At 39.5% G+C, this 26,081-nt stretch carries 26 protein-coding genes and 1 other annotated feature; all 26 genes read left to right on the top strand.

Annotation, left to right across the window (positions count from 1 at the left end):
* Positions 1-8: 8 nt before the first annotated feature.
* A complete protein-coding gene (gene rsmH / locus M3196_RS11420) occupies positions 9-941 on the top strand; it encodes a 16S rRNA (cytosine(1402)-N(4))-methyltransferase RsmH (protein ID WP_251322426.1) in 933 nt (310 codons plus the stop codon).
* A gap of 14 nt (positions 942-955) precedes the next feature.
* Positions 956-1,309, top strand: a complete 354-nt coding sequence (gene ftsL, locus M3196_RS11415; protein ID WP_251322425.1) for a cell division protein FtsL — start codon at positions 956-958, stop codon at positions 1,307-1,309.
* A gap of 16 nt (positions 1,310-1,325) precedes the next feature.
* On the top strand, positions 1,326-3,545 hold the full coding sequence (locus tag M3196_RS11410; RefSeq protein WP_251322424.1) for a penicillin-binding protein: 2,220 nt from the start codon (positions 1,326-1,328) through the stop codon (positions 3,543-3,545).
* A gap of 73 nt (positions 3,546-3,618) precedes the next feature.
* Positions 3,619-5,553, top strand: a complete 1,935-nt coding sequence (locus tag M3196_RS11405; RefSeq protein WP_251322423.1) for a stage V sporulation protein D — start codon at positions 3,619-3,621, stop codon at positions 5,551-5,553.
* Between the two features lie 100 nt (positions 5,554-5,653).
* Entirely contained in the window at positions 5,654-7,120 is a 1,467-nt protein-coding gene (locus M3196_RS11400; protein ID WP_251322422.1) for a UDP-N-acetylmuramoyl-L-alanyl-D-glutamate--2,6-diaminopimelate ligase, read from the top strand.
* Positions 7,117-8,499: a UDP-N-acetylmuramoyl-tripeptide--D-alanyl-D-alanine ligase gene (locus M3196_RS11395; protein ID WP_251322421.1), complete on the top strand. Its 1,383-nt coding sequence runs from the start codon at positions 7,117-7,119 to the stop codon at positions 8,497-8,499. Before M3196_RS11400 ends, M3196_RS11395 begins: the two co-directional genes overlap by 4 nt.
* Positions 8,496-9,470, top strand: coding sequence for a phospho-N-acetylmuramoyl-pentapeptide-transferase (gene mraY / locus M3196_RS11390; protein WP_251322420.1), 975 nt, complete (start codon positions 8,496-8,498; stop codon positions 9,468-9,470). The genes M3196_RS11395 and mraY overlap by 4 nt, the downstream gene beginning before the upstream one ends.
* Positions 9,471-10,823 carry a UDP-N-acetylmuramoyl-L-alanine--D-glutamate ligase gene (murD, locus tag M3196_RS11385; RefSeq protein ID WP_251322419.1) on the top strand — a complete coding sequence of 451 codons (1,353 nt, stop codon included), beginning with the start codon at positions 9,471-9,473 and terminating at the stop codon, positions 10,821-10,823.
* Between the two features lie 68 nt (positions 10,824-10,891).
* The gene (gene spoVE / locus M3196_RS11380; RefSeq protein ID WP_425310995.1) at positions 10,892-11,959 is read left to right on the top strand and encodes a stage V sporulation protein E; all 1,068 of its coding nucleotides are present in this window, start codon (positions 10,892-10,894) and stop codon (positions 11,957-11,959) included.
* Between the two features lie 290 nt (positions 11,960-12,249).
* Positions 12,250-13,158, top strand: a complete 909-nt coding sequence (murB, locus tag M3196_RS11375; RefSeq protein WP_251322576.1) for a UDP-N-acetylmuramate dehydrogenase — start codon at positions 12,250-12,252, stop codon at positions 13,156-13,158.
* Between the two features lie 239 nt (positions 13,159-13,397).
* Positions 13,398-14,177: a cell division protein FtsQ/DivIB gene (locus tag M3196_RS11370; protein ID WP_251322417.1), complete on the top strand. Its 780-nt coding sequence runs from the start codon at positions 13,398-13,400 to the stop codon at positions 14,175-14,177.
* Positions 14,173-14,859, top strand: a complete 687-nt coding sequence (locus M3196_RS11365) for a DUF881 domain-containing protein (RefSeq protein WP_251322575.1) — start codon at positions 14,173-14,175, stop codon at positions 14,857-14,859. The genes M3196_RS11370 and M3196_RS11365 overlap by 5 nt, the downstream gene beginning before the upstream one ends.
* 5 nt (positions 14,860-14,864) lie before the next feature.
* Entirely contained in the window at positions 14,865-15,572 is a 708-nt protein-coding gene (locus M3196_RS11360) for a DUF881 domain-containing protein (protein WP_251322416.1), read from the top strand.
* A gap of 1 nt (position 15,573) precedes the next feature.
* Positions 15,574-15,927: a small basic family protein gene (locus tag M3196_RS11355; protein WP_251322415.1), complete on the top strand. Its 354-nt coding sequence runs from the start codon at positions 15,574-15,576 to the stop codon at positions 15,925-15,927.
* Between the two features lie 142 nt (positions 15,928-16,069).
* Positions 16,070-17,350: a cell division protein FtsA gene (gene ftsA, locus M3196_RS11350; RefSeq protein ID WP_251322414.1), complete on the top strand. Its 1,281-nt coding sequence runs from the start codon at positions 16,070-16,072 to the stop codon at positions 17,348-17,350.
* 31 nt (positions 17,351-17,381) lie between these two features.
* Positions 17,382-18,569, top strand: coding sequence for a cell division protein FtsZ (gene ftsZ / locus M3196_RS11345; protein ID WP_251322413.1), 1,188 nt, complete (start codon positions 17,382-17,384; stop codon positions 18,567-18,569).
* Positions 18,570-19,057: 488 nt separating this feature from the next.
* Complete coding sequence (gene spoIIGA / locus M3196_RS11340) at positions 19,058-19,969, top strand: sigma-E processing peptidase SpoIIGA (RefSeq protein WP_251322412.1); 912 nt, start codon at positions 19,058-19,060, stop codon at positions 19,967-19,969.
* Positions 19,970-20,000: 31 nt separating this feature from the next.
* The gene (gene sigE / locus M3196_RS11335; protein WP_251322411.1) at positions 20,001-20,723 is read left to right on the top strand and encodes an RNA polymerase sporulation sigma factor SigE; all 723 of its coding nucleotides are present in this window, start codon (positions 20,001-20,003) and stop codon (positions 20,721-20,723) included.
* Positions 20,724-20,844: 121 nt separating this feature from the next.
* Positions 20,845-21,627, top strand: a complete 783-nt coding sequence (gene sigG / locus M3196_RS11330) for an RNA polymerase sporulation sigma factor SigG (RefSeq protein ID WP_251322410.1) — start codon at positions 20,845-20,847, stop codon at positions 21,625-21,627.
* A 105-nt stretch (positions 21,628-21,732) separates the two neighbouring features.
* Entirely contained in the window at positions 21,733-22,017 is a 285-nt protein-coding gene (locus M3196_RS11325) for a YlmC/YmxH family sporulation protein (RefSeq protein WP_066289211.1), read from the top strand.
* 74 nt (positions 22,018-22,091) lie between these two features.
* Positions 22,092-22,913, top strand: a complete 822-nt coding sequence (gene pgeF / locus M3196_RS11320) for a peptidoglycan editing factor PgeF (protein ID WP_251322409.1) — start codon at positions 22,092-22,094, stop codon at positions 22,911-22,913.
* 7 nt (positions 22,914-22,920) lie between these two features.
* The gene (locus M3196_RS11315) at positions 22,921-23,601 is read left to right on the top strand and encodes a YggS family pyridoxal phosphate-dependent enzyme (protein ID WP_276531337.1); all 681 of its coding nucleotides are present in this window, start codon (positions 22,921-22,923) and stop codon (positions 23,599-23,601) included.
* Positions 23,602-23,615: 14 nt separating this feature from the next.
* On the top strand, positions 23,616-24,038 hold the full coding sequence (locus M3196_RS11310) for a cell division protein SepF (RefSeq protein ID WP_251322408.1): 423 nt from the start codon (positions 23,616-23,618) through the stop codon (positions 24,036-24,038).
* A 19-nt stretch (positions 24,039-24,057) separates the two neighbouring features.
* Positions 24,058-24,333, top strand: a complete 276-nt coding sequence (locus M3196_RS11305) for a YggT family protein (RefSeq protein ID WP_276531336.1) — start codon at positions 24,058-24,060, stop codon at positions 24,331-24,333.
* Between the two features lie 9 nt (positions 24,334-24,342).
* The gene (locus M3196_RS11300) at positions 24,343-25,116 is read left to right on the top strand and encodes an RNA-binding protein (RefSeq protein WP_251322407.1); all 774 of its coding nucleotides are present in this window, start codon (positions 24,343-24,345) and stop codon (positions 25,114-25,116) included.
* A gap of 75 nt (positions 25,117-25,191) precedes the next feature.
* Positions 25,192-25,701 carry a DivIVA domain-containing protein gene (locus tag M3196_RS11295; protein ID WP_251322406.1) on the top strand — a complete coding sequence of 170 codons (510 nt, stop codon included), beginning with the start codon at positions 25,192-25,194 and terminating at the stop codon, positions 25,699-25,701.
* 39 nt (positions 25,702-25,740) lie between these two features.
* Positions 25,741-25,965 (top strand) — a binding site (T-box leader).
* Positions 25,966-26,081: the final 116 nt, after the last annotated feature.

The raw sequence follows: 26,081 nt of genomic DNA, 5'->3' as shown, positions 1-26,081 counted from the left end.
ATTTTCCATTGTTTGACCATATAACTGTTTTAAAACAAGAATCAGTAGACGCATTAAACATTAAACCTGATGGGATTTATGTGGATTGTACGTTGGGTGGGGCTGGCCATAGTGAACTAATACTGTCCCAATTAGAAACTGGCCATTTGTATGCATTTGATCAAGATGACAAAGCGATCGAAAATGCACGGCAGGTGTTGAAAGAACATGAAGGAAAGTTCACGATCGTTCGCAGTAATTTCCGCTACATAAAAGAGCAGCTGAACAGCCTGGGCGTTCAAAAAGTGGATGGAATCCTTTTTGATCTGGGAGTCTCATCTCCGCAGCTTGACGAAGCAGATAGAGGATTCAGCTATCAGCATGACGCTGAACTAGATATGCGAATGGATCAGACCAGTGAACTGACAGCTAAAGACATTGTTAATGAATGGTCGTTTAACGAGTTGATGAAGATTATTTCTCGATATGGCGAAGAGAAATTCGCTAAACAGATCGTACGAAAAATTGAAGCAGCCAGAGAGAAAAAAGAGATTCAAACAACCGGAGAACTTGTCGAAATAATAAAGGACGCAATTCCTGCCCCTGCAAGAAGGACAGGCGGACATCCTGCCAAGAGAACATTTCAGGCCATTCGTATTGCGGTTAATGATGAACTGAACGCCTTCGAAGATGCACTAAAAGACTCCATTGAACTATTAAACATCGGTGGACGTATTGCAGTCATCACGTTTCACTCACTGGAAGATCGTGCGTGTAAAAATATACTAAAAAAAGCGAGTACAGGGCCGGAACTTCCTCCAGGATTGCCGGTCATACCAGAAGAATACAAACCCACTTTACAACTGATTACACGAAAACCGATAGTACCAACGGAAAATGAGCTTGAAGAGAACAGACGGTCTCGATCAGCGAAATTAAGGGTTGCAGAAAAGCAGAAATAGAGAGGAGAATAGTTTTGAGCAATTTAGCATATCAAGTTCAAAAACAACAGATACAAACACAAAGAAATCCTAGACCGGTTGAACAGCCTTCACGCAAGCTGTTTACAAAGGGCGAAGTTATGCTATGGGGAATTATGGGGGTTGTTTTAGTAGCCGGGCTCGTTTGGCTTATTTCGCTTTATGCATCTGTTTACCAAGCGACTGCTAAGGTAGAGACCATTCAAAGAGATATCGCTGCAGAAACAAAAATCGTTGAAGACTATCACCTTCAAGTGACTGAATTGAGCAACCCAGAGCGCATCATGAAAATCGCGAAAGAACAGGGTTTTATTTTTGATGATAAGAATGTAAAAGTGGTTCAGGACTAATTAAGCAGGTGTTGTTATGAAACTAAAAAGAAAAAATGTTGGAGCAGGTATTCTTATGGTTTTGTTTACCGTGCTCTTTTTTGTATTAACAGGCAAGTTTTTCCTCGTTGCATCTTCTCAATCAGCTGAAGGGGTAGATCTAATTGATTACGGAAAAAGGAAATGGCTGAAGAGCGATGTACTTGATGCAAAGCGAGGAACGATGTTTGACAGAAACGGTGAAGTAATTGCACAGGATATTCCTTCTTATAGTGTAATAGCGATTCTCGACAAAAATTATCCAAATCACATTAAGGATCCCGAAACAGCTGCTGAAAAATTAGCAGGGGTTTTGGATACTGATAAAGAAAAGCTTGTCGAGCTTTTAAGTAAAGAGGGACGCTTTCAAGTAGAGCTGCCTGCAGGAAGAAAGGTATCGTACAGGAAAAAGGAACAGATTGAAAAACTGAAAATTCCTGGAATCGATTTCCTGAGAGAATCCAGAAGATATTACCCGAATCAGACATTTGCTTCCCATGTTATTGGGTATACAGGAAACGGCGAGAAGGGTGTTCAGGCTGGTTTGATGGGTCTGGAGAAACTTTTGGATAAATACCTCCAGGAAAAAGACGGAAAGATTACTTTCCTTGGTGATGCATTCAGCCGTGCTATACCAGCGAATAAAGAATCTATTCAAAAACCAAAGCATGGACAGGATGTTTATCTGACACTCGATGAAAAAATACAGCTCTATTTGGATGAAGCTGTGCAGGAAGCAGCGAAAGAATATGAGCCGAAAAAAATCACGGGGATTGTAGCAGATCCTAAAACAGGCAGAATTCTGGCGATGACCAATTATCCTTCATTTAATCCAAATGAAAAGGACATTGACAACTATACGAATTTTGCTATATCTGACGCGTTTGAACCTGGTTCTACGATGAAGATCTTTACATTGGCTGCAGCCATTGAAGAAGGTGCTTATAACGGGAATGAAACATTTCAGTCAGGGTCGTATAAAATCCCTGGCAATAGACCGATTAGTGATCATAACCGAAAAGGGTGGGGTACGATCACTTACAATGAAGGGGTGCAGAACTCTTCTAACGTAGCATTTTCAAAAATCGTCCGTGAAAAATTAGGCTATGAAAAATTCAGAAGCTATATCTCAAAATTTGGTTTGGATCAAAAAACGAATATTGATCTTCCCAACGAGAAAAACGGTTCTATTCTATATAACTATGAGATTGAAAAAATAACGACTGCCTTTGGTCAAGGTTCAACCATTACGCCAATCCAGCAAATACAGGCAGCAACAGCGATAGCCAACGGCGGCAAAATGATGCAGCCATATGTCGTGGACAAGATTATGAACCCTGAGACAAAAGAAACTGTTTTAGATAATGAGCCGAAAGTGAAAGGCAAGCCAATATCTGAAGACACTGCGAAGCAAGTAAGAGATATCTTAGGAACAGTCGTAACAGAAGGAACTGGAAAACCATACATGATAGATGGATATAGTGTAGCTGGAAAAACGGGTACCGCTCAAATACCAGGAAAAGACGGCAGATACATTTCCGGGTGGGGAGAAAATATATTCTCTTTTATCGGAATGGCGCCGAAGGATGATCCTAAACTTCTAGTCTATGTTTCGGTTGAAAGACCAAAGGTTGAGTTTCCAGAAATGGGATCCACTCCGACTGCTAACATTTTTACTAGCGTAATGAAAAGCAGTCTGCAATACTTAAATATCCAGCCAGAAGAAAAAGAACAGCAAAGTAGAACAAAGCCTAAGAAATCATACGGAAAAGAGCTGCCGAATTACACGGGACAGTCAGCTAAAGAAGCTAAGTCCGAGCTTGAAAAGTTAGGCATGCAAGTATCGATTGTCGGATCTGATGATGAGGTAATAAAGCAGGAACCTTATGAAGGTGCTTATGTCATAAAAGGTGAACGTGTCATTCTTCGTACTTCCGGTGATGCCAAAATGCCTGATTTAACAAACTGGTCCTACATGGATATATTGCGTTTAAGCAAGATACTGGGGTTGAAGGAAACGATCACAGGCAGCGGGTTCGGGGTTAAACAAAACGTTAAAGCCGGAAATCCGGTGAAAGAGGGGGATTTCCTCGTCGTTCAGCTTGAACCGCCGAAAGAAACTGAACCGGTATCAGAAAATAAAAAAGAGAATAAAGAAGAAAATACCGAAGAATCAGAGCAAAGCAGCGGTGAAGAGGAGCCGGTCGTAACGGATTAAGTACAGCAATATGTTCTATGCGCTTGTGTACAAGCATATATTTGAAACGAACCATACAGGGGAGGTATCATGTGTGCGAGTTTCAAATGTGACAGTACGCAGGCGCTTAATTTTTGTTCTTGTTTTTGGACTAGCTTTTTTCTTTGTCATATCCGTACGGCTTGGATATGTACAATTTGTATTAGGAAATATGCTTACGGATCAGGCACTTGATTCTTGGAGCCGGAATATACCTTTTGAACCTAAAAGGGGAAAGATACTCGACAGGAATGATGTAGTTCTCGCTACAAACATTAGTGCTCCAACCGTATTTGTTGTTCCGAGACAAGTAAAAAAACCAGATGAAACATCGGAAAAACTTGCAGCAGTTCTGAACATATCAAAAACAGAAGTGTATAAAAGGATAACAAAAAAAGAATCGATTGTAAGAATTGATAATGGGGGCAGGAAAATAAGCAACAACAAAGCAAAAGAAGTTGAAGCTTTAAATCTTCCAGGAGTTTTTGTCGCCGAAGACAGCAAAAGACATTATCCATATGGGTCTTACCTTTCCCATGTGTTGGGCTTTGCTGGCATAGACAGCCAGGGTTTAACAGGCCTTGAATTATATTATGATGACCAATTGAACGGAAAAAAAGGGCATGTTTCGTTTTTCTCAGATGCCCGTGGCAGGAGAATGCCATCCTTATCGGATAAATATGAGAAACCAAAGGACGGATATGATCTTCGCCTTACAACAGATTCGAGGGTTCAAACGATCATTGAACGTGAATTAGATATTGCGCAAGCCACCTACAATGCAGATGGTGCCATTGCAATCGCGATGAACCCGAATACGGGTGAAATTTTAGGAATGAGCTCAAGACCGGATTTTGATCCGGAAGAATACAAACGTGTTGCTCCTGAAGTATATAACCGAAACTTGCCGGTATGGGCACAATATGAACCTGGTTCTACATTTAAGATCATCACACTGGCAGCAGCACTCGAGGAAGGCAAAGTTGACCTTGAAAATGACCATTTCCATGATCCTGGCTCGATAGAAGTGGCAGGAAGAAAGTTGAAGTGCTGGAAGGCTGGAGGCCATGGAAGCCAGAGTTTTTTAGAAGGAGTACAAAATTCCTGTAACCCGGGATTTGTAATTTTAGGTCAACGATTAGGAAAAGATAAACTGTTCTCTTATATTAAAGATTTTGGATTTGGTGAGAAAACGGGAGTTGACCTTGCGGGTGAAGGTAAAGGGATCTTATTTCCGCTTGATCGCGTAGGACCGCTAGAATTGGCAACTACTGCTTTTGGCCAAGGGGTATCAGTTACGCCGATCCAGCAAGTTGCAGCCGTCTCTGCGGCCGTAAATGGGGGTTATTTGTACGAACCATATATAGCTAAAGAGTTAGTAGACCCAGTTACGGGTAAAGTGGTCAGTAAGCAAACCCCTAAACTTAAAAGAAAAGTTATATCTGAAGAAACATCTAAAGAAGTCAGACATGCATTAGAAAGTGTAGTTGCACAAGGAACAGGGAAAAATGCTTTTGTAGATGGCTACCGTGTTGGAGGAAAAACAGGTACAGCCCAAAAAGCAGAAGGCGGCGTCTACTTAAAAAATAATCATATCGTTTCATTTATTGGAATGGCTCCTGCTAACAAGCCAGAGATCGTCGTCTATGTTGCCATCGATAACCCAAAAGAAACATTGCAGTTCGGGGGAATAGTAGCTGCACCAATCGTCGGCAACATCATTGAAGATAGTCTTTCAGCTATGGGAGTCAAAAAGCAAAAAGGCCAGATAGAAAAAGAAAAAACATGGCTTGATGCACCAGAGGTTGTAGTTCCCGATTTAGTAGGAAAGAAAACGAAGGAGCTGACAAACCTTTTATACAATTTAAAAATTGAAACATCCGGCAAAGGAAATTACATCGTTCAGCAAGCTCCGCAAGCAGGGGTTAAGCTTCAGGCAGGCAAGACTATTCGTTTATTTTTGGGTGACAAAAAAGAAGTGGAAGATTAAAATGAAAGATGTACACATAGCCAAGTGCGTAATTTTGCCTTGGCTTATTTTACTTAAATGTTGGATTTTCTAACGATGATTAGAGGAGAGGTCAGGATTAATGGAATTAAAAGACTTGCTTACATATTTAGTGAATTATGAAATGGATATTGAAGCCAATCCTGAGATAACCTCCATTGAAATGGACTCGAGGAAAACGGGTAAAGGCTGTCTTTTTGTTTGCATAGAAGGATTAATATTTGACGGCCATGATTTTGCTGGAACAGCTGCAAAGAACGGGGCAGCAGCAATTTTAGCTGAGAAGGATATTGATGTAAACATACCAGTTATAAAAGTGAAGAACTCTAAAAAAGCAATGGCAGTTTTAGCGGATGCTTTCTTTGGACATCCTTCACAAAAATTGCACTTGATTGGGATAACAGGTACAAATGGCAAGACAACTACTTCTCACTTGATTGAAAAGGTTTTTCGTGATGCAGGCAAAAGCACCGGGATGATCGGTACTATTGAGATGAAGATCAAAGACCAAAGCTTTAAAGTAGCAAATACTACTCCTGATTCTTTATTTCTTCAGCATGCATTTTACAGAATGACACAGGAAAATGTAGATGCTGCTGTTATGGAAGTTTCATCACACGCGCTTGATCAGGGCAGGGTCTGGGGCTGTGATTTTGATATTGCCATTTTTACGAATCTTACACAGGATCACCTGGATTACCATAAAAATATGGAAGAATATCAGTTTGCTAAAAGTCTTTTGTTCTCTCAAATGGGAAATACTTATAACAAAGCTGACAGGAAGGTGGCTGTCTTAAACAATGATGATCCTGCTTCAAAAATGTTTGAGAGAGTTACTTCTGCACAAGTTATTTCATATGGCATCGATAATGAAAGTGATGTACGTGCAACGAATATTACAATAGGTTCTCAAGGGACTAGCTTTACACTCCAGACACCTAGAGGTTCGAGAGAAGTTACTTTGAAGCTGATCGGTAAGTTTTCCGTCTACAACTTCTTAGCAGCAACTGCAGCTTGTCTATTATCAGGACTGGAACTCGATCAGATCATTTCTTCTCTTGAAGAGGTTACAGGTGTATCCGGCAGGTTTGAACCTGTTATAGCCGGGCAGGATTTTACTGTTATCGTAGATTATGCACATACACCTGACAGCTTAGAAAACGTATTAAGAACAATTAAGGAGTTTGCAAAGGGAAGAATTACTGCTATTGTTGGATGCGGCGGAGACCGTGATAAAACAAAACGGCCTATAATGGCAGGAATTGCTGCTGATTTAGCAGATTCAGCTATTTTCACAAGTGATAATCCCCGTACGGAAGATCCACTTCAGATTTTAAGAGATATGGAAGAAGGAGCAGATGAAGGTAATTACGTTACAATTCCAGACCGGAAAAAAGCAATTGAATATGCGGTTGAACGCGCAAAAACAAATGATGTTATACTAATTGCCGGTAAGGGACATGAGGCATATCAGATAATTGGAAAAGACGTGTTTGATTTCGATGATAGAATCGTTGCTCGGGACGCGATTAAGGCGGTGAAGAAATGAAACTGGATATAAAAGAACTGGTCGTATTAGCAGACCGCTCATCCGGTAAAAATGAAAATATATGGTTAGAAGGTGTCTCCAAAGACACGAGACAAAAGAGTGAGAACGCTTTGTACTTGCCTATTGCAGGTGAACGGTTTGATGGACACGATTTTTTGCTTGATGCCATTAAACAAGGGTGTATTGCAACGATCTGGCAGGAGGGAAAGGAACTTCCCGCAGGCTTGCCCGATGACTTCCCTGTACTTTATACGGCAGATACAATAGCTTTTTTACAAAAGATATCTAAATTTTATTTAAAGAAGGTTAATCCAGTTGTTGTTGCCGTTACAGGAAGCAACGGCAAAACGACAACAAAAGATATGATCGAAAGCGTATCATCAACAAATTTTAAAACATTTAAAACACAGGGGAACTATAACAATCATATTGGTCTTCCGCTTACAATTCTGGCGATGGATGAAGCAACAGAAGTTCTTATCCTTGAGATGGGCATGAGCAATTTCGATGAGATTTCGTTATTGAGCAAACTTGCAGAACCAGATGCTGCCGTTATAACTAACATTGGTGAAAGCCATCTTGAACAGCTTGGCAGCCGCGAAGGTATCGCAAAAGCTAAACTTGAGATTGCAGATGGATTGAAACAAGGCGGTCTGCTCATCATTGATGGTGATGAACCGCTTCTTTCACATGTTAAAGGTGAGAATGTTTTACAAGTTGGTTTTGGAGACTCTTGTACACTGAAATTATCTAACTTGCAAACTGACACACAAGGTGTTTCATTTACTTTAGAAGAAGGGACAACTGTTTATAGAATACCTATGCTTGGCCGCCACAATATTAAAAATGCGGCATATGCGATAGCTATCGGGCATTATTTGAATATAGAGGAAAATAAAATTCTTGAAGGACTTGAAAATCTAAAGGTCACTTCCATGAGACTTGAACTGAAAAAAGGAAAGCAAGGCACGCTCCTTATTAACGATGCCTATAATGCAAGCCCAACGAGCATGATTGCCGCTTTAGCGACACTTGCTGAGCTGAATGATTTTAATGCAAAAGCGGCTGTATTAGGAGATATGTATGAACTCGGATCAAATGAAGAAGAAATGCACAGAAGAGTAGCCGCTCATGTTGATCCTTCTATTAATCATGTAATTACAGTCGGTGAAAAAGGTGCCTGGATCGCTGATGAATTAAAAAAAATGAAACGAAAAAATCTTGAAGTCACTCCATGTCTGACAAAAGAAGAAGCGCAGGAACCGATTGGGAAATTATTATCGAAAGACACTGCTATTCTTTTTAAAGCATCGAGAGGGATGGCTTTAGAAACCCTCATTTCTACATTTATAGAAGAAGAACAGGAGTCGAAAAAATGATTGAGCAAGTCTTACTTTTTACATTAGTTGCATCCTTTTTAATCGCGGTGCTTAGCTCACCCTTCTTTATACCGTTTTTAAGAAGATTGAAATTTGGGCAAAGCATACGTGATGAAGGACCGAAATCACATCAGAAGAAACAAGGAACACCAACAATGGGCGGTATAGTTATCGTATTGGCTCTTGTTATTGCTACATATGCGATGACTGCTAAATTTTTTACCGTTACTGCTGAAACACATTTACTGCTCCTTGTAACATTAGGATATGGACTTATAGGATTTTTAGATGATTTTATTAAAGTAGTGAAGAAAAGAAACCTGGGATTAACATCAAAGCAAAAGCTTGTAGGACAGCTTATTATTGCTGCTCTCTTTTACTTCGGACTAAAAATGATTGATTTTACGACTGAAGTAAGTGTTCCAGGAACAGGTTTTTCATTCGATCTTGGCTGGTTTTATCCTGTCTTAGTTTTATTTATGCTGATCGGAGCATCTAACGCAGTAAATCTGACGGATGGTCTTGATGGATTGTTGGCCGGAACAGCAGCGATCGCATTTGGTGCTTTTGCCGTTTTAGCATCAACCATGCTTCAATTTGAAGCAGCAATCTTTTGTGTAGCTGTGGTTGGCGCGGTATTAGGATTTTTGGTATTTAATGCACATCCTGCAAAAGTGTTCATGGGTGATACTGGTTCATTGGCGCTCGGGGGTGCTATAAGTGCTGTGGCTATCTTAACTAAAATGGAAATATTGCTGGTCATTATTGGTGGTGTATTTGTTATTGAAACTCTCTCGGTTATGATTCAAGTTACCTCTTTTAAGCTGACAGGCAAACGGGTATTTAAGATGAGCCCGCTTCATCACCATTACGAACTGTCAGGCTGGAGTGAGTGGCGGATCGTTGTAACATTCTGGCTGGTAGGACTTGTTTTTGCTGCTTTAGGAATTTATTTAGAGGTGTGGGTTTAAATGAAGAACTTAGCGTTTTTTCAAGATAAAAATATTTTAATTGTTGGTTTGGCCAAAAGCGGTTTTGCTGCAGCAAAACTGCTTCATTCTTTTGGAGCGACTGTTGTTGTAAATGACAAACAGCCAAGAGAAGGGAATAAAGAAGCTGAAGAGCTTGAGGAAATGGGTATTTTTGTAGAATGCGGCGGACATCCACTAAATCTGCTTGACAGAGACATAGATTTTTTAGTGAAGAATCCTGGTATTCCTTATCATAATCCATTAATTGATGAAGCACTTAAGCGCAAGATACCTGTTTATACAGAAGTAGAGATTGCAGGTCTGATATCTGAAGCTTCCATTATCGCAATAACAGGTTCTAATGGAAAAACGACGACAACTACGCTCATTGGCGAAATGTTAAAAAACAGTGAAAAGAATCCTATTGTAGCAGGCAATATTGGAACTGTTTTTTCAGAGGTTGCCGCTAAATCTACTGTTAACGATATACTTGTTGCTGAATTATCCAGTTTTCAGCTTATGGGAACAGAAAAGTTCAAACCGAGAATCTCTGTCTTTTTGAATCTGTTTGAAGCGCATTTAGACTATCATGGCTCTCTTGATGAATATGGACAAGCAAAAGCAAAGATAACAGAGAACCAGGACCAGAATGACTTCGTTATTTACAATGCAGATGATGAACGGGTATCTGAGCTTATGAAACTGTCTAAAGCGAAGCATATTCATTTCTCTGTTAAGAAACAAATGATAGACGGAGCTTATATTTTAGAAGATGCGTTGTATTTCCAGCAAACCAAGATCATTAATTTGAAAGACATCGTACTGCCTGGTCAGCATAATCTATCAAATATCATGGCAGCAGTTTCTGCATCAATGCTTGCAGGTGCATCAGTTGACCAGATTAATAATGTATTAACCTCGTTCACAGGTGTGACACATCGACTTCAATATGTGGGAGATGTAGCAGGCAGACGTTTTTATAACGACTCTAAAGCAACGAATATATTAGCAACGAAAGCAGCGCTCTCAGCATTTGAAAATGGCGTTATCTTATTAGCAGGAGGGCTTGACAGAGGAAATTCATTTGATGATCTTATTCCATCATTAAAAAATGTCAAAGTACTCGTTACATTTGGCCAAACTGCTGAAAAAATAGCTGAAGCAGGAACACAGGCGGGAATAGAAACGATAAAACGTGCTGATAATGTGGAAGAAGCTGTTCCCATGGCATACAGCCATTCAAAAGATGGTGACGTGATATTGCTTTCCCCTGCATGTGCAAGCTGGGACCAATATAAGACTTTTGAACAAAGAGGGGACATGTTTATCAACTCCGTGCATAAACTTAAATAAGGTTTGTACAAATAATAAGAGTTGAGGTGTTCCCTTTGCCTGCAACGAGATCAACCCCTGATATAATCATGATTATTGTTACGCTTATGCTGCTATCCATCGGAATTATAATGGTCTATAGCGCCAGTGCTGACTTGGGACAGTATAAGATGGATGATTCATTCTTCTTTGTGAAACGGCAGCTGTTATTTGCCGGAGTCGGAATTGCAGCGATGTTTTTTATCATGAATGTAAACTATATGACATGGAGAGTCTGGTCAAAAATTCTTCTTATCATTTGTTTTTTTCTTTTAGTCGCTGTTCTTATTCCGGGAGTTGGTATGGTTCGGGGAGGTGCTAGAAGCTGGATTGGTGTGGGAGCCTTTTCCATACAGCCTTCCGAATTTATGAAGCTCGCAATGATAACCTTCTTGGCAAAATATTTATCTGAACATCAAAAGAAGATCACCTCGTTGAAAAAAGGCTTGATCCCAACACTTTCATTAGTGATGGTTGCCTTTGGAATGATTATGCTTCAGCCAGATCTCGGTACAGGGGCAGTTATGGTTGGAACAAGCATCGTCATGCTTTTTGTGGCCGGGGCACGAATTTCACATTTTGTAGGAATGGGGCTTATTGGTCTTATCGGCCTGGCAGGATTGATTATTTCAGCTCCTTATCGTATTAAACGAATTACTTCTTTCATAGATCCATGGAGTGACCCATTAGGAAGCGGGTTTCAGATTATTCAATCACTGTATGCGCTAGGTCCTGGAGGTTTGCTAGGTCTTGGACTCGGACAAAGCAGGCAAAAGTTTGGATACTTGCCAGAGCCGCAGACGGATTTTATTTTTGCTATTATTTCAGAGGAATTAGGATTTATCGGGGCAGTTTTTGTATTAATATTGTTTAGCTTACTGTTATGGAGAGGCATCAGAATAGCTCTTGGAGCACCCGATCTTTTTGGTTCCTTTTTAGCTATTGGTATTATAGGGATGGTTGCCATCCAGGTGATGATTAATATTGGTGTTGTTACGGGACTTATGCCTGTAACAGGAATAACACTTCCGTTTTTAAGCTATGGCGGTTCATCACTAACACTCATGCTTGCTTCTATTGGAGTAATATTGAATATAAGCCGTTATGCACGGTATTAATACTTGAGTTTCAACGGAAATTCTCTTATTCTAAACATAGTGAACTTTCAAACGTTACCCTGTCTTAATGACAGGGTATCTTCTTTTTCTTATATTGTTTTTGTAAACTTTGTTCCGGTTAGAAGTGAATCTTTTAGAAAACAGCTTTTTCTTAAGACAAATAGCAACAAATAGGATATTTCTTTCGAATACTACTTAGTCAATGTTTATGAATAGATTAAACATGGAAAAGAATAATGCATAGCATATAAATAGAGTTATGTGGGATGAATGTAGGGGGTTTTAACATGATAAACCAATTAGCAGAAAAATTAAAAAATGAAGAATTAGGCACTGTCTTATTAAATGAACCATTAAAGAACCATACAACATTAAAAATTGGCGGTCCTGCCGATCTTTATTTTGAACCGAAAAATATTGACTCATTGAAAAAAGCGATCATTTATATGAAGGAAGCGAATGTGCCGATTCGTGCAATCGGAAGAGGCTCTAACCTGCTTGTGGCAGATGGAGGTATTGAAGGTGTCGTTATCAAAGTAGGGGAGGGGCTTAATCATCTCCAGCAAGAGGACAGCAGGATAACAGTAGGGGGCGGATATTCGCTGATTCCGCTTGCTACTTTAATGTCCCGTGAAGCTTTTACAGGCCTTGAATTCGCAGCAGGCATTCCAGGGTCTGTAGGAGGAGCTGTTTTCATGAATGCTGGAGCCCATGGATCTGACATGTCCCAGATCGTTGAAAAAGCTTTAATACTTTTTCCGGATGGAGAACTAAAATGGCTGTCTAACGAAGAACTGGACTTTTCATACAGGACTTCTGTTCTTCAAAAAATGGGCGGGATCTGTGTTGAAGCTGTTCTTGTGCTGGAAAAAGGCGATAAGGAAACGATTATGGCTGAACTTAAGAAAAATAAAGATTACAGAAGAAACACACAGCCATGGAACTTTCCATGCTGCGGCAGCGTATTCCGCAACCCGCTTCCTAATTATGCAGGGCAGCTGATTGAATCGTTAGGTCTGAAGGGAACAAAAATAGGTGGTGCGCAAATTTCTGAAATGCATGCAAATTTTATCGTGAATACGGGTGACGCTAAAGCACAAGACGTTTTAAATCTTATTGGGTTTATACAAAAAACGATAAAAGAAAAACATGGAATCGACATTGAAACTGAAGTTGAGATCATTGGAAGAAATGAATAACAAAAAATTGGATAAATAGTGCTAAATTGGGTCTTATCCGTGCTATAATACAGACAACAAGAAAAAACTGACCGGCGACGTTTTGAAACGAAGATATCTGATTCGTTTATCCTGATAAATTGGCTGTAGAATAAGCCATTAATATAAGGCTTGGCGTCCTTTAGCCAAGTTCTTTTATTTGAGTTAACGGCTGGTTTGATGATTTATTCTTGTATTATATGATAAATCGGAGGAAGAGGATGGACAAGGTAAAGGTTGTCAAGATTGAGGACCGAATCCCGAAGCTGAAAGAACATCGTAAACAAAAAGCGAATCGCCGCCTGATATTTTACTTGTCCTTTTTCTTCCTGTTATTAATGGTCGTTGTTTATTTTCAATCTGATTTAAGCCGCGTGAAAAAAATTACGGTTTCAGGAAACTACTTTGTTACGGATTCAGAGATTCTGAAAAAAAGCAAGATCTCAACGGAAACAAAATATTTAAATATTTCAGAAGGACAGATTAAGAAAAGACTTGATTCTATTTCTGAAATAAGTTCAGTTGCGGTTGAAAAAAAATTCTATAACCATGTCATCATCAGCGTAAAAGAATTTCAGCGTGTTGGTTACTTTAAAAAAGAAAATACATATTACCCGATGCTTCAAAACGGAAAGATGCTTAAGCCGCTAAGCAAAAATGAGAGACCGGTTAATGCACCCGTTATTGTAAGCTGGGAAGACCCAGAACAGCTGGAGACGATGGCTCAGGAGCTGCAAAAGCTTCCCGAGGGAATTATACACCGTATTTCAGAAATTACACACACGCCTGATTCGGACAATCCTAGTAAACTTACATTATTTATGACGGACGGAAATAAAGTCGTTACTTCTATTTCCAAATTTTCCGAAAGAATGTCTGCTTATCCATCATTAATAAGTGAGATTAAACCCGCTGAAAAAGGGACGTTTTATTTAGGGATCAGTACCCGATTTGAGCGATACAACCGAGAAGTTACGGAGGAGAAAAATGAGGAAAATTAAAGGGAAACATCTCTTTTTATCTCTTATCCTTCTAGTTACCGGTTTCATTTTGTCTTTCTCCTATCAAAGAGCACAAGTCGAAAAAAATGAAGCAGTTCAAACGAACGAGTGGAAGAAAGAAGATTCTTTGCGCAGCCAGATACTGAGTCTTCAAAAAACAAATCGTGAGCTGGCAGGCGAGTTGAAAGGACTGCAGCAGACCGTAGAAAAAAAAGAGAACAAACTGGCTGATCAGGAACAGATTTCTTCTAAACTCGTAGAAGATTTGAAAGAACTTAGAATGGTAGTAGGGAATGTAAAAGTGAAAGGGGAGGGAGTTGAAGTAACCTTGCAGGACTCCTCTTATATCCCAGAAGGTGAGAACCCGAATAATTATATCGTTCATGAAGAGCATATTAGAAGTGTTATTGATGAACTTCATGTTTCAGGAGCAGAAGCGATTGCGATAAATGGTCAAAGGATCTCGCATGACACATATATTGCATGCATAGGACCGGTGGTGTCTGTAGATGGCAATCAGTATCCTGCACCTTTTGTTATTACGGCAATTGGAGATTCATCAGCACTGGAAAAATCTCTTAATCTTTATATAGTAGATAAAATTGTAAATGATGGTGTGGAAGTAAGAGTGGAACAAGAAAGCGCGATCGAGATGGAGCCATTTATAACAGAAGAGGGATGAGTAGGTTGAAAGAAAGACAAATCATGTTTGCAACTATAGCCCTCATTATAGGCGGTATGCTGGCGATCCAGTTTGAGACCACGAATAACCCAATCATTAGAGACACTCGCGATCTATGGGAGCTAAGAGCTGATCTGGAAAAAGAAAAACAGCGTCAGCAGGAGCTTAATGAGGAGCTTCATCGTTATAGCGAGCTTTTAAATAAGTACCAGACTGAGGGAAAAGACGAAAAAATTGAAGCGATGGAAAAAGCATTGGCAGATTTAAAAAAACAGGCAGGATTAACTACGGTGAGCGGTCAAGGAATCGTAATGACTGTCGAACCTTTTAAAGACGAGCTAATCGGAGTAGATCGCCCTCTGCCAAAGATTGACCCTGATATGCTTAGAAGACTTGTTAATGAATTAAACAGGTATGATGCAAAAGAAATCAGTATTGATGGACAGCGAATCGTATCAAAAACACCGATCCGGGAAGTAAATGGAGACATTTATATTAACAACAAGCCGATTTCCGATTTTCCTATTCAAATCAACGTTTTGGCAAAAAACAATGAAAAACTTCATCAAAAGATCATCGCATCACCTGCTGTTGAAGAGTTTATCAGGGAAGACTTCCTTGTAGAATCATCTCCGGCAGCAAAAGTGATATTGCCGGCTTACGACGAAGATGTGAAAGTGAAGTTTATGAAACCGGCAAAGGAGGAAACATAAGATGTGGTTACCGGTACTTGGACTTGTATTAGGTCTTTTATTGGGTTTCATGTCTGATATCCGGGTCCCTCCTGAATACTCAAACTATTTATCAATAGCTGTTTTGGCTGCATTGGATACATTGTTTGGAGGTATCCGTGCTCATCTCCAGGGCAGTTTTGAAGATAAAGTGTTCATTACAGGTTTTTTCTTCAATATTTTACTGGCTGCCGGATTGGCTTATCTAGGTGTTCATTTAGGTATCGACCTGTATTTAGCCGCAATTTTTGCGTTTGGTGTAAGGTTATTTAATAATATTGCTGTAATCCGGCGACTATTAATCTCAAAATGGACAGACTCACGTAAAAAGGCCTAAAAAATTTGAAAAAACGGTAAAAAAAAAGAGGGATAACCCGTTGTTTGTGGAATTTATTCCATAATTAAGCGAAAATGAAGGAATTTTGTTCATCGTTAATAGATGAAGATTTAATGGATGAAAGGTTAGGAGGTGCCACAGAATGAACAGCAATGAAATTTATGTAAGTCTAGACATCGGTACATCCAATATTAAAGTGATCATTGGGGAAATGACTAGTGAGTCCTTTAATGTAATTGGTGTTGGCCATGCGAAATCAGCTGGAATCAGAAAAGGTTCCATTGTAGATATTGATGAAACTGTTCGTTCCATTAGAAAGGCCGTTGAACAGGCAGAAAGAATGTTAGGCATTCCGATTAATGCTGTAATAGTAGGTGTGAAAGGAAACCACATTCAGCTTCAGCCATGTCATGGGGTTGTAGCGGTATCACGAGACGATCGGGAAATCGGCGATGAGGATATAGCTAGAGTAATAGAGGCAGCTCAAGTCATGTCAGTGCCTCCAGAACGAGAAATCATTGATGTAATTCCACGGCAGTTTATTGTTGATGGAACAGATGAGATAATAGATCCAAGAGGAATGCTGGGTGTCCGTTTGGAAATGGAAGGAACGGTAATTACCGGTTCTAAAACAATCTTACATAACTTACTTCGTTGTGTGGAGCGAGCAGGACTTACAGTAGCTGATATTTGTTTAGAACCATTGGCTACTTCATCTATTGCTCTTTCACGCGATGAAATGGAGCTTGGAGTGGCATTGATTGATATTGGAGGCGGATCAACCACATTATCCGTTTTTGATCAGGGAACGATGCAATTGACCTCTGTTCTTCCGATTGGCGGCGACTTTATTACGAAAGATATATCAATCGGATTAAGAACCTCAGCTGAAGACGCAGAAAAGATTAAGCTGAAACATGGTCATTCTTTTGTGGATTATGCTTCTAAAGATGAGACATTTACTGTTTCTCAGATTGGATCATCACAGGAACAGGAAATTTCACAATACGAGTTGTCACTAATTATTGAGGCCCGTATGGCTGAAATTTTTGAACTGATAGATGATGAATTGCATCAGCGCGGATATTCTGAGCTCCCAGGCGGTTTCGTTATTACTGGAGGAGTTGCAGCCATTCCAGGAGTGCTGGAATTAGCACAAGATATCTTCCAGCAGAATGTAAGAGTGTCATTGCCTGATTATATCGGTGTAAGAGAACCGAAGTTCACGGCAGGAGTCGGGCTGATTCAATTTACACACAAAAATATTAAAGTACAAGGAAAAGAAGTTGCTTCTGCATTAGCTGAAAATGCAGGGGAACCTTTACCAAAGAAAAAACAGTCCAGCCAGAAGCAGGCACAGGAAAAACAGCCTGGCGGTATGAAATCAAAAGTGAAAGACTGGTTTGGCTTATTTTTTGAATAACTTAAGGAACTAGTCATTAGGAGGAACGCTCATGTTAGAGTTTGATATGAATATGGATCAATTGGCAACGATAAAAGTTATTGGTGTTGGCGGCGGCGGAAGCAACGCTGTTAACCGAATGATTGAACATGGAGTACAAGGAGTAGAATTTATTTGTGTTAATACAGACGCACAAGCCTTGAATCTTTCAAAGGCACCTGTAAAGATGCAAATTGGTACGAAACTGACAAGAGGACTTGGAGCAGGTGCAAATCCTGATATCGGGAAAAAAGCTGCTGAAGAGAGCCGTGAGCAAATCGAAGAAGCTCTTTCTGGAGCGGATATGGTCTTCGTAACGGCTGGAATGGGTGGAGGAACCGGTACTGGTGCAGCTCCGGTTGTAGCTGAAATCGCTAAAGATTTAGGCGCACTCACAGTTGGTGTTGTAACAAGACCTTTCACATTTGAAGGACGCAAGCGTTCTACACAGGCAGTAGGCGGAATTTCTGTATTCAAAGAAAAAGTAGACACACTTATCGTAATTCCTAACGACCGTTTACTTGAAATCGTTGATAAGAATACACCAATGCTTGAAGCTTTCCGTGAAGCAGATAACGTACTTCGTCAAGGGGTACAGGGTATTTCTGACTTGATCGCTGTTCCAGGATTAATCAACCTGGACTTTGCAGATGTTAAGACAATCATGACTGAGCGCGGATCGGCACTTATGGGTATCGGTGTTGGAACAGGTGAAAACCGTGCAGCTGAAGCAGCGAAAAAGGCCATTTCATCTCCGCTTCTAGAAACTTCAATCGATGGAGCAAAAGGTGTATTGATGAATATTACCGGAGGAGCTAATTTGAGCCTCTATGAAGTAAACGAAGCTGCAGATATCGTTTCTTCAGCATCTGATCCGGAAGTTAACATGATTTTCGGATCTGTAATTAATGAAGAGTTAAAAGATGAAATCCTTGTTACTGTTATCGCTACTGGTTTTGACGAGAACGAAAAGCTTGTAAATAACCAGCAAAGAGCTGAGAGACCAAGAATGCAGCAATCTCCTGCTTCTAATCAATCTCACTCTAATCAAAGCCAGCCGCAATCACAAGGACAGACACAATCGCAATCACGTGAGGAAAACCAGTCTGAATCCAGAAACAATTCTTATTCAAATGCTGATTCAGATACTTTGGATATCCCAACATTCTTACGTAACCGCAGTCGCAACAGAAGAAGATAATAAATCATAAAAGATTAAGCATGCTTTCCAAAATGGGAAGCATGCTTTTTGTTTTTTATATTGTTCTAAAAGCTCTTTTCTAAAAGATTGTTGCTTATTGTCATTATTCTATTCTCTTCATTGACAAGTTGATTGGGTGCAAGGTGCGTGCGACGAGGAAGCACTCTTCGATAGAATTATCTTGGAGACGCAGGAGCAATATGCTTCTTTGACTCAGTATCTTTAATTATCTTCGAACGAGCTCACCGCACACCCCGCGGAAAGCGAGTATCCTGTAACGGAAATCAACCGCTTCTAATAGCAACCAAGATTACGTAAACAGCCTTTTGGTTTTATAAGCATATTCTTGTCCCTAAAGCGTATATCTAGTATATAAGTTATTTTGACAAAATTAGAGAAAATAAGAACAATACTTCTCTCATAAACTGACAGACTTTCAAACAACCTATACGTTATACTAATTTCAAAATTAAGAAAGGAGAAAACCAATGACCCTATATTTGGATGTCATTTGGTTTCTTAATTTCTGCATTGATTATGTATTGATCTCATTAACAGCATATATCTTAAAGCGCAATGCATCGAAAAAGAGAATCCTTATTGCCTCTCTTCTAGCATCCAGTTATGTCATTTTAGTTGTTTATCCGGAACTTATGGTTTTCTCGCAGCCTCTATTGAAGTTTTTGTTATCCATTGCAATCATGATTACGGCTTTTGGTTTTAAACGGGTACGATTTGTTGTGAAAAATGTAGCTATGTTTTATTTTGTTTCGTTCGTAACGGGCGGCGGAATATTTGCACTTCATTATTTTATGCAAAGTGATGCAGTGATTATGAATGGTGTTATTTCAACTAAAAGTACGGGGATGGGTGACCCGGTAAGCTGGATTTTTGTTGCAGGAGGTATACCTGCACTTTGGTATTTTTCAAAAAAAAGAGTGGACGACATAACTGTGGAAAAAATGGGTTCCAGCAGTCTTGTCAAAGTGAAAATTTCTATTGGAGAAGTTATTATTTTTGCAAATGGACTTATTGATACTGGCAATAAATTATACGATCCTATTTCAAAGATGCCCGTTATGATTTTAGACATGAATATTCACGGTACAAAGTTCCCGGAAGCCATCCAATCTGCTGCAAAAGATGTTCTTTCGATAGGAACTGATGATCAAGAACATCCATGGATAAACAAGTTAAGAATCGTGCCGTATCGTTCAGTTGGACATCAGCAATTTCTTGCATGTATAAAGCCAGACCAGATTGAGATCGAAAAGGATGGCATACCCATTACTTCACCGCAAAGTCTTGTCGGATTAAGCTGGACATCTTTATCAAGTGAGGGTCAATTCGATTGCATAGTTCACCCTAAGATGTATCTTCAACATGTACAAGCGTCATAGAAAAAACAGATGAAGTGAAAGGGGAGTAAAAATGTTCAACAAATGGCGTCTTAAGCTAACGATGTATTGGTATAAGTTATTATTCAAGCTTGGATTGAAATCGGATGAAATTTACTACATCGGAGGAAATGAAGCACTGCCTCCGCCATTAAGCAAAGAAGAGGAAGCACTTCTGCTTGAGAAATTACCATCTGGAGATCAGGCTGCAAAGTCCCTTTTAATTGAACGAAACCTGCGTCTTGTAGTTTATATTGCCCGAAAGTTTGAAAATACAGGGATAAATATAGAAGACCTAATCAGTATCGGAACGATAGGATTAATAAAGGCAGTAAATACGTTTAATCCTGAGAAGAAGATTAAGCTTGCCACATATGCTTCCAGATGTATTGAAAACGAAATATTGATGTACCTCCGCCGCAATAACAAAACACGATCAGAAGTGTCGTTTGATGAACCGCTTAATGTTGATTGGGATGGCAATGAGCTCTTACTTTCAGACGTACTTGGAACTGAGGATGACATTATTACAAGAAGAATTGAAGCGAATGTAGACCGCAAGCTATTATTAAAGGCATTATTCACACTCAATGACAGAGAAAAACAAATTATGGAATTGAGATTTGGATTATCAGGCGGTGAAGAAAAAACACAGAAGGATGTAGCGGATATGCTGGGCATATCTCAATCATATATTTCGCGACTCGAAAAAAGAATTATTAAGAGGCTTCAGAAAGAATTTAATAAAATGGTTTAGACATTATTTTATATAGATTATTGACTCAATAGCACTATTTATCAAAATTTACAATTGCATAAATTTCCCTCCGTTCGGTGATACTTAATTTGAAATTAGCTCCCGGCAGGAGGGAAAAGACTTGACAAGAAATAAAGTTGAGATTTGCGGAGTTGACACATCAAAGCTTCCTGTTTTAAAAAATCCAGAGATGCGAATTTTGTTTGATAAAATGCACAAGGGTGATCCTGATGCACGCGAAACTCTGGTAAATGGAAACCTCAGGCTTGTTCTGAGTGTGATCCAGAGATTCAACAACCGCGGAGAGCATGTGGATGATTTATTTCAAGTAGGGTGTATCGGGCTAATGAAGTCAATCGACAATTTTGATCTTGGTCAAAATGTTAAGTTTTCTACTTATGCTGTTCCGATGATTATCGGTGAAATTCGGCGTTATCTTCGAGACAATAATCCGATACGTGTTTCCAGGAGCCTAAGAGATATTGCTTATAAAGCATTGCAGGTTCGTGACCAGCTCATGAATAAATTATCCCGGGAGCCAACAGCACAACAAATTGCAGAAGCGCTTGATGTTCCAAAAGAGGAAGTCGTTTTTGCGCTGGATGCTATACAAGATCCTGTGTCATTGTTTGAACCTATCTATAATGATGGGGGAGATCCAATCTTTGTCATGGATCAGATAAGTGATGACAAGGCAAAGGATTTGCAATGGATTGAGGAAATAGCTTTAAAAGAAGGAATGCGCCGATTAAACGACAGAGAAAAAATGATACTTACCATGAGGTTTTTTCAAGGGAAAACCCAAATGGAAGTTGCTGATGAAATCGGCATCTCACAAGCACAAGTTTCAAGACTTGAAAAAGCAGCAATCTCTCAGATGAACAAGAATATTCAAAGCAGCTAAAACCCGTAGAAATACGGGTTTTTTTACACGATAAGTTTTCTTTATTAGACGAACATGAAACAGCTTGGGCCATCATATAATGAAAACAGAAAGGCGGGTTGTGACATGAACAAAATATCAGACTTTCAAGTGAAAGATGTTGTAAATGTAGCAAACGGAAAAAAACTAGGGCACATTGCAGATTTAGAGATTAATTTGAACACAGGTAAGATAGACGCCATCATTATTCCTGGAGCAGGAAAAATGCTCGGCTTTTTTGCAAGAGAAAATGACATCGTTATTCCATGGCGCAACATCGTGAAAATAGGAGCGGATGTTATACTCGTCAGACATATGGAAGCAAGCGAATTAAACGAATACGTAAAAGAGCCGTTTGATCAATTGAAATAAACGGTTCTTTTTTTCTTTATTCTTTAAAAATGTGGTAAAATAAAGATAAAACTTTCCAGGAGGATTACATAGGAATGAAGACATTTATACAGTCTGGAAAGCAACTCGCTATACATGATTGGCAAAAAGAGAATCCATTGATTATTGCTGGTTTCACATTACGAGAAGGCGGGTATAGTCCAATGCCCTTCAACTCTTTTAATATGGGTTTTCATGTGAATGATAATCCTCGTTATGTGCAAAAAAACCGAAAATCCTTTGCTGAAGAAATTCAATTCCCGATTCAGAATTGGGTAGGATCTAGGCAAGTTCATGGTACAAACATTGTAAAGGTGACAAAGGAAGACTTGGGCAGAGGTTCTTTGGATTTTGAAACGGCTGTTCCAGATGCGGACGGGATGTATACACAGGAAGAAGACATACTTTTAACTTCACTATATGCAGACTGTGTTCCGCTTTATTTTTACTCATCTAAGAACAAGCTGATCGGGCTTGCCCATGCTGGCTGGAGAGGTACAGTCGGTAAAATTGGTCCAAAGATGATTAAACAGTGGTGCGAAAAAGAAAATGCAGATGTTAAAGACATAAAAACAGCAATTGGCCCAGCTATAGGGGAATGCTGCTATGAAGTAGATGAGAAGGTAATCAGTGAGGTAAGATCTGCGCTGAATAAAAACGAAGAACCAGCTGTTTTTACTAAAAACGATAACGGAAAATATCAATTAAACCTACAAAGCCTTAACGAAATTCTGTTTTTGCAAGCCGGAGTACTTCCAGAAAATATTACGATTTCCCATAACTGTACGAGCTGCGATAATACAGTGTTCTTCTCACACCGCAAAGACAACGGGAAAACGGGTCGAATGATGAGTTTTATAGGCAGGAAGGGAGTTTAAAAATCGTTTGAACATATTAGAAAATAAAGAAAAAATCCTCAGCAAAATTCATTCGGCCTGCCAGAAAAAAAACATGCCTTCAAAGGGCGTTAATTTAGTGGCAGTAACGAAATATGTGAGTAACGAAACGACGAAGAATGCTGTGCTGGCAGGTATTGAGCATATCGGTGAAAACCGTATTGAAGGATTGCTTGAAAAAAAGGGATTTCTTTCGGATTTGTCTGTGAAATGGCACTTCATTGGAACCCTTCAATCACGGAAAGTAAAAGATATTATAAATCACGTAGATTATATACATTCATTAGATCGCTTAAGCTTAGCAAAAGAGATACAAAAAAGAGCTGAACGAACAATTTCTTGTTTTGTACAAGTAAATGTGGCTGAGGAAGATTCAAAACATGGAATTGCAGTAAAAGATGTGCTGTCATTTGTCGATAAACTAAAAGAGTACGACCGGATTAAAGTTGTAGGTCTGATGACAATGGCGCCGTTTACAGATGATGAATCAACCATTAGAAATGTATTTTCAGCACTGAAGCAATTACAGCTGGAAATTCAAAATAAAAATTTCCCGCATGCACCTTGTGAGGAACTTTCAATGGGAATGTCCAATGATTATGTAATAGCTGTTGAAGAAGGAGCAACCTTTGTTCGAATTGGTACAGATTTAGTAGGAAAAGAATTTTAGGGGAGGTGGAATAAATGGGAATCAAAACAAAATTCAAGCGCTTTTTTGATCTGGAAGATGATTATGAATATGAAAATGACTACGAGGAAGAGTCTTTTGCTGAGGAGGAAGAAATCACGCCTTCTCATACGAAAAAAGGGAAGCCAAATGTCGTAAGCTTGCAAAGCATCCAGCAGCAGGTTAAAGTTGTACTCGTAGAGCCGCGCGTCTATGCAGAAGCTCAAGATATCGCGGATCAGCTAAAGAACCGAAGAGCTGTTGTTATGAATCTTCAGCGTATTCCGCATGATCAGGCAAAACGCATTGTAGACTTTTTATCAGGTACAGTATATGCGATCGGCGGAGATATTCAAAAGCTCGGACCAAATACATTTTTGTGCACACCTGAAAATGTAGACGTTTCCGGTACGATCTCAGAAATGATGGACGAAGACTAAATCAGGCAGGTGAAATTTTTTGGTAGACACAATTGCAGGCGTAGTTCAACAACTTATACAAATCTACTATTACATGATAATAGGATACATACTTTTATCCTGGTTTCCTAACGCTAGAGAATCATCGATCGGCCAGGTTATTGGAAGACTTGTAGAACCTTATCTGTCTCCTTTCCGTAAAATCATTCCGCCGCTTGGCATGATTGATCTTTCTCCGATCGTAGCGTTAATGTCACTGCACTTTGCACAATATGGTGTAAGTGCTGTAGCCAGAATGATTGCTGGCTCATTTTAAGGTTTTCGAATGAGTATTTATCAGCATTACCGGCCTGAAGAACATGAATTTGTGGATCGTGTAATCAGATGGAAAACAGAAACAGCAGAACGATACAGTCCAAAGCTGACTGATTTTCTAGATCCCCGGGAACAGGAGATTGTTAAAACAATCGTAGGAAACGATACAGAAGTACGCCTCTCTTTATGGGGAGGCTCTTCTTTTTCTGAACGAAAGAGAGCATTGCTTTATCCGGATTATTACGAACCTTCATCAGAAGACTTTCAGCTTGTATATTATGATATTGTCTATCCTTCTAAATTTTCGACGATTGAGCATCGGGACGTATTAGGTGCTTTGATGAATATCGGAGTAAAAAGGGGCAAGTATGGTGATATTCTAATTTCTGCTGATAAGGTTCAATTTGTATGTGCAGCAGAGATTTCAGGCTTTATTGAACTGAACCTTACGAAAGTTGGCAAGTCAGGAATTAAGCTGCAGCACATAGAAGAAAACAATCTAATGGAAATAAAAACTGACTATGATGAAAGAAATGGTACAGTTTCTTCTCTCCGGCTGGATGTTATTGTAGCAGAGGTCTATAACCTCTCACGTTCTAAAGCTTCCCTTTTAATACAGCAGGGCAGGGTTAAACTCAATCATAAAATAACAGACCAGCCAGCAGTGGAAGTGATAGAAGGCGATGAACTATCTGTAAGAGGATTTGGACGCAGTAAATTAATCGCCATTGAAGGCATGACGAAGAAAGAAAAATGGCGGATACGCTACGGACATTTAAAATAATTTCCAGTATGAGAAGGAATGACCGATATTTTGTCGAAATTAGGTAAAAAATAATGCATCATGGAGGTGGCTGTTTTGCCTTTAACGCCGTTGGATATTCATAATAAAGAATTTACAAGAGGTTTCAGAGGGTATAGCGAAGACGAAGTGAATGACTTTTTAGATCAAGTCATTAAAGATTACGAAGCGGTTATTCGTGAAAAGAAAGATTTAGAGGAAACAGTTTCCAAGCTTGAAGAAAAGATTTCATACTTTAAAAATATTGAAGAAACGCTGAATAAATCAATTCTTATCGCTCAAGAAACTGGTGAAGAAGTAAAACGCACTGCATCAAAAGAGGCTCGTTTGATCGTAAAGGAAGCGGAAAAGAACGCAGACAGAATCATCAATGAAGCTTTGTCTAAATCAAGAAAGATCTCAATGGAGATTGATGAATTAAAAAAGCAATCTTCCGTTTACCGGACACGTTTCAGAATGCTGATTGAGGCACAGCTGGAAATGCTGAAGAATGATGACTGGGATTCTTTAAACGCTCCTGAAAATCTTGAAGGATATGAACTTCAGGAAGTAAAGACGGAAGCTTGACATTCATTTAAATAATCGCATATACTTTTCTAAGATTAATATGTGACGAAGACGGGGACAGTAAGATGCATATTCTCTATTTTAGCGAACCAGGAAGTGGTGTGAGCCTGGTATAGAGCGGTATTTGAAGATCACCCCTGAGTTCCTGGACTGAAAACATAGTAAGTTCCGGCGCCTCATCCACGCTAAGGATGACTAAGCGGGTTTAGATGAAAATCAAAACCTATTAGGGTGGTACCGCGGGTTAACCTTCTCGTCCCTACTGTATAATCAGTGGGGCGAGAAGGTTTTTTATTTGGCTCTTTTTCTAAAGTTGAGTATTTTGTCACCTCTCTTCATTGACAAGTTGATTGGAGTGCAAGGTGCGAGACTCCGACGGG

The sequence above is a fragment of the Fictibacillus nanhaiensis genome (assembly GCF_023715445.1).
GTDB classification, from domain to species: Bacteria; Bacillota; Bacilli; order Bacillales; family Fictibacillaceae; genus Fictibacillus; species Fictibacillus nanhaiensis_D.
This window is presented reverse-complemented; position numbering and strand designations above follow the sequence as displayed.

Coding starts and splice junctions, on each gene's coding strand:
- M3196_RS11410 (WP_251322424.1), top strand. CDS start 1,326: ATGAAACTAAAAAGAAAAAATGTTGGAGCAGGTATTCTTATGGTTTTG.
- spoVE (WP_425310995.1), top strand. CDS start 10,892: ATGATTATTGTTACGCTTATGCTGCTATCCATCGGAATTATAATGGTC.
- ftsZ (WP_251322413.1), top strand. CDS start 17,382: ATGTTAGAGTTTGATATGAATATGGATCAATTGGCAACGATAAAAGTT.
- M3196_RS11370 (WP_251322417.1), top strand. CDS start 13,398: ATGGACAAGGTAAAGGTTGTCAAGATTGAGGACCGAATCCCGAAGCTG.
- pgeF (WP_251322409.1), top strand. CDS start 22,092: ATGAAGACATTTATACAGTCTGGAAAGCAACTCGCTATACATGATTGG.
- M3196_RS11310 (WP_251322408.1), top strand. CDS start 23,616: ATGGGAATCAAAACAAAATTCAAGCGCTTTTTTGATCTGGAAGATGAT.
- M3196_RS11395 (WP_251322421.1), top strand. CDS start 7,117: ATGAAACTGGATATAAAAGAACTGGTCGTATTAGCAGACCGCTCATCC.
- M3196_RS11400 (WP_251322422.1), top strand. CDS start 5,654: ATGGAATTAAAAGACTTGCTTACATATTTAGTGAATTATGAAATGGAT.
- M3196_RS11355 (WP_251322415.1), top strand. CDS start 15,574: ATGTGGTTACCGGTACTTGGACTTGTATTAGGTCTTTTATTGGGTTTC.
- spoIIGA (WP_251322412.1), top strand. CDS start 19,058: ATGACCCTATATTTGGATGTCATTTGGTTTCTTAATTTCTGCATTGAT.
- murD (WP_251322419.1), top strand. CDS start 9,471: ATGAAGAACTTAGCGTTTTTTCAAGATAAAAATATTTTAATTGTTGGT.
- ftsA (WP_251322414.1), top strand. CDS start 16,070: ATGAACAGCAATGAAATTTATGTAAGTCTAGACATCGGTACATCCAAT.
- mraY (WP_251322420.1), top strand. CDS start 8,496: ATGATTGAGCAAGTCTTACTTTTTACATTAGTTGCATCCTTTTTAATC.
- sigE (WP_251322411.1), top strand. CDS start 20,001: ATGTTCAACAAATGGCGTCTTAAGCTAACGATGTATTGGTATAAGTTA.
- M3196_RS11325 (WP_066289211.1), top strand. CDS start 21,733: ATGAACAAAATATCAGACTTTCAAGTGAAAGATGTTGTAAATGTAGCA.
- M3196_RS11300 (WP_251322407.1), top strand. CDS start 24,343: ATGAGTATTTATCAGCATTACCGGCCTGAAGAACATGAATTTGTGGAT.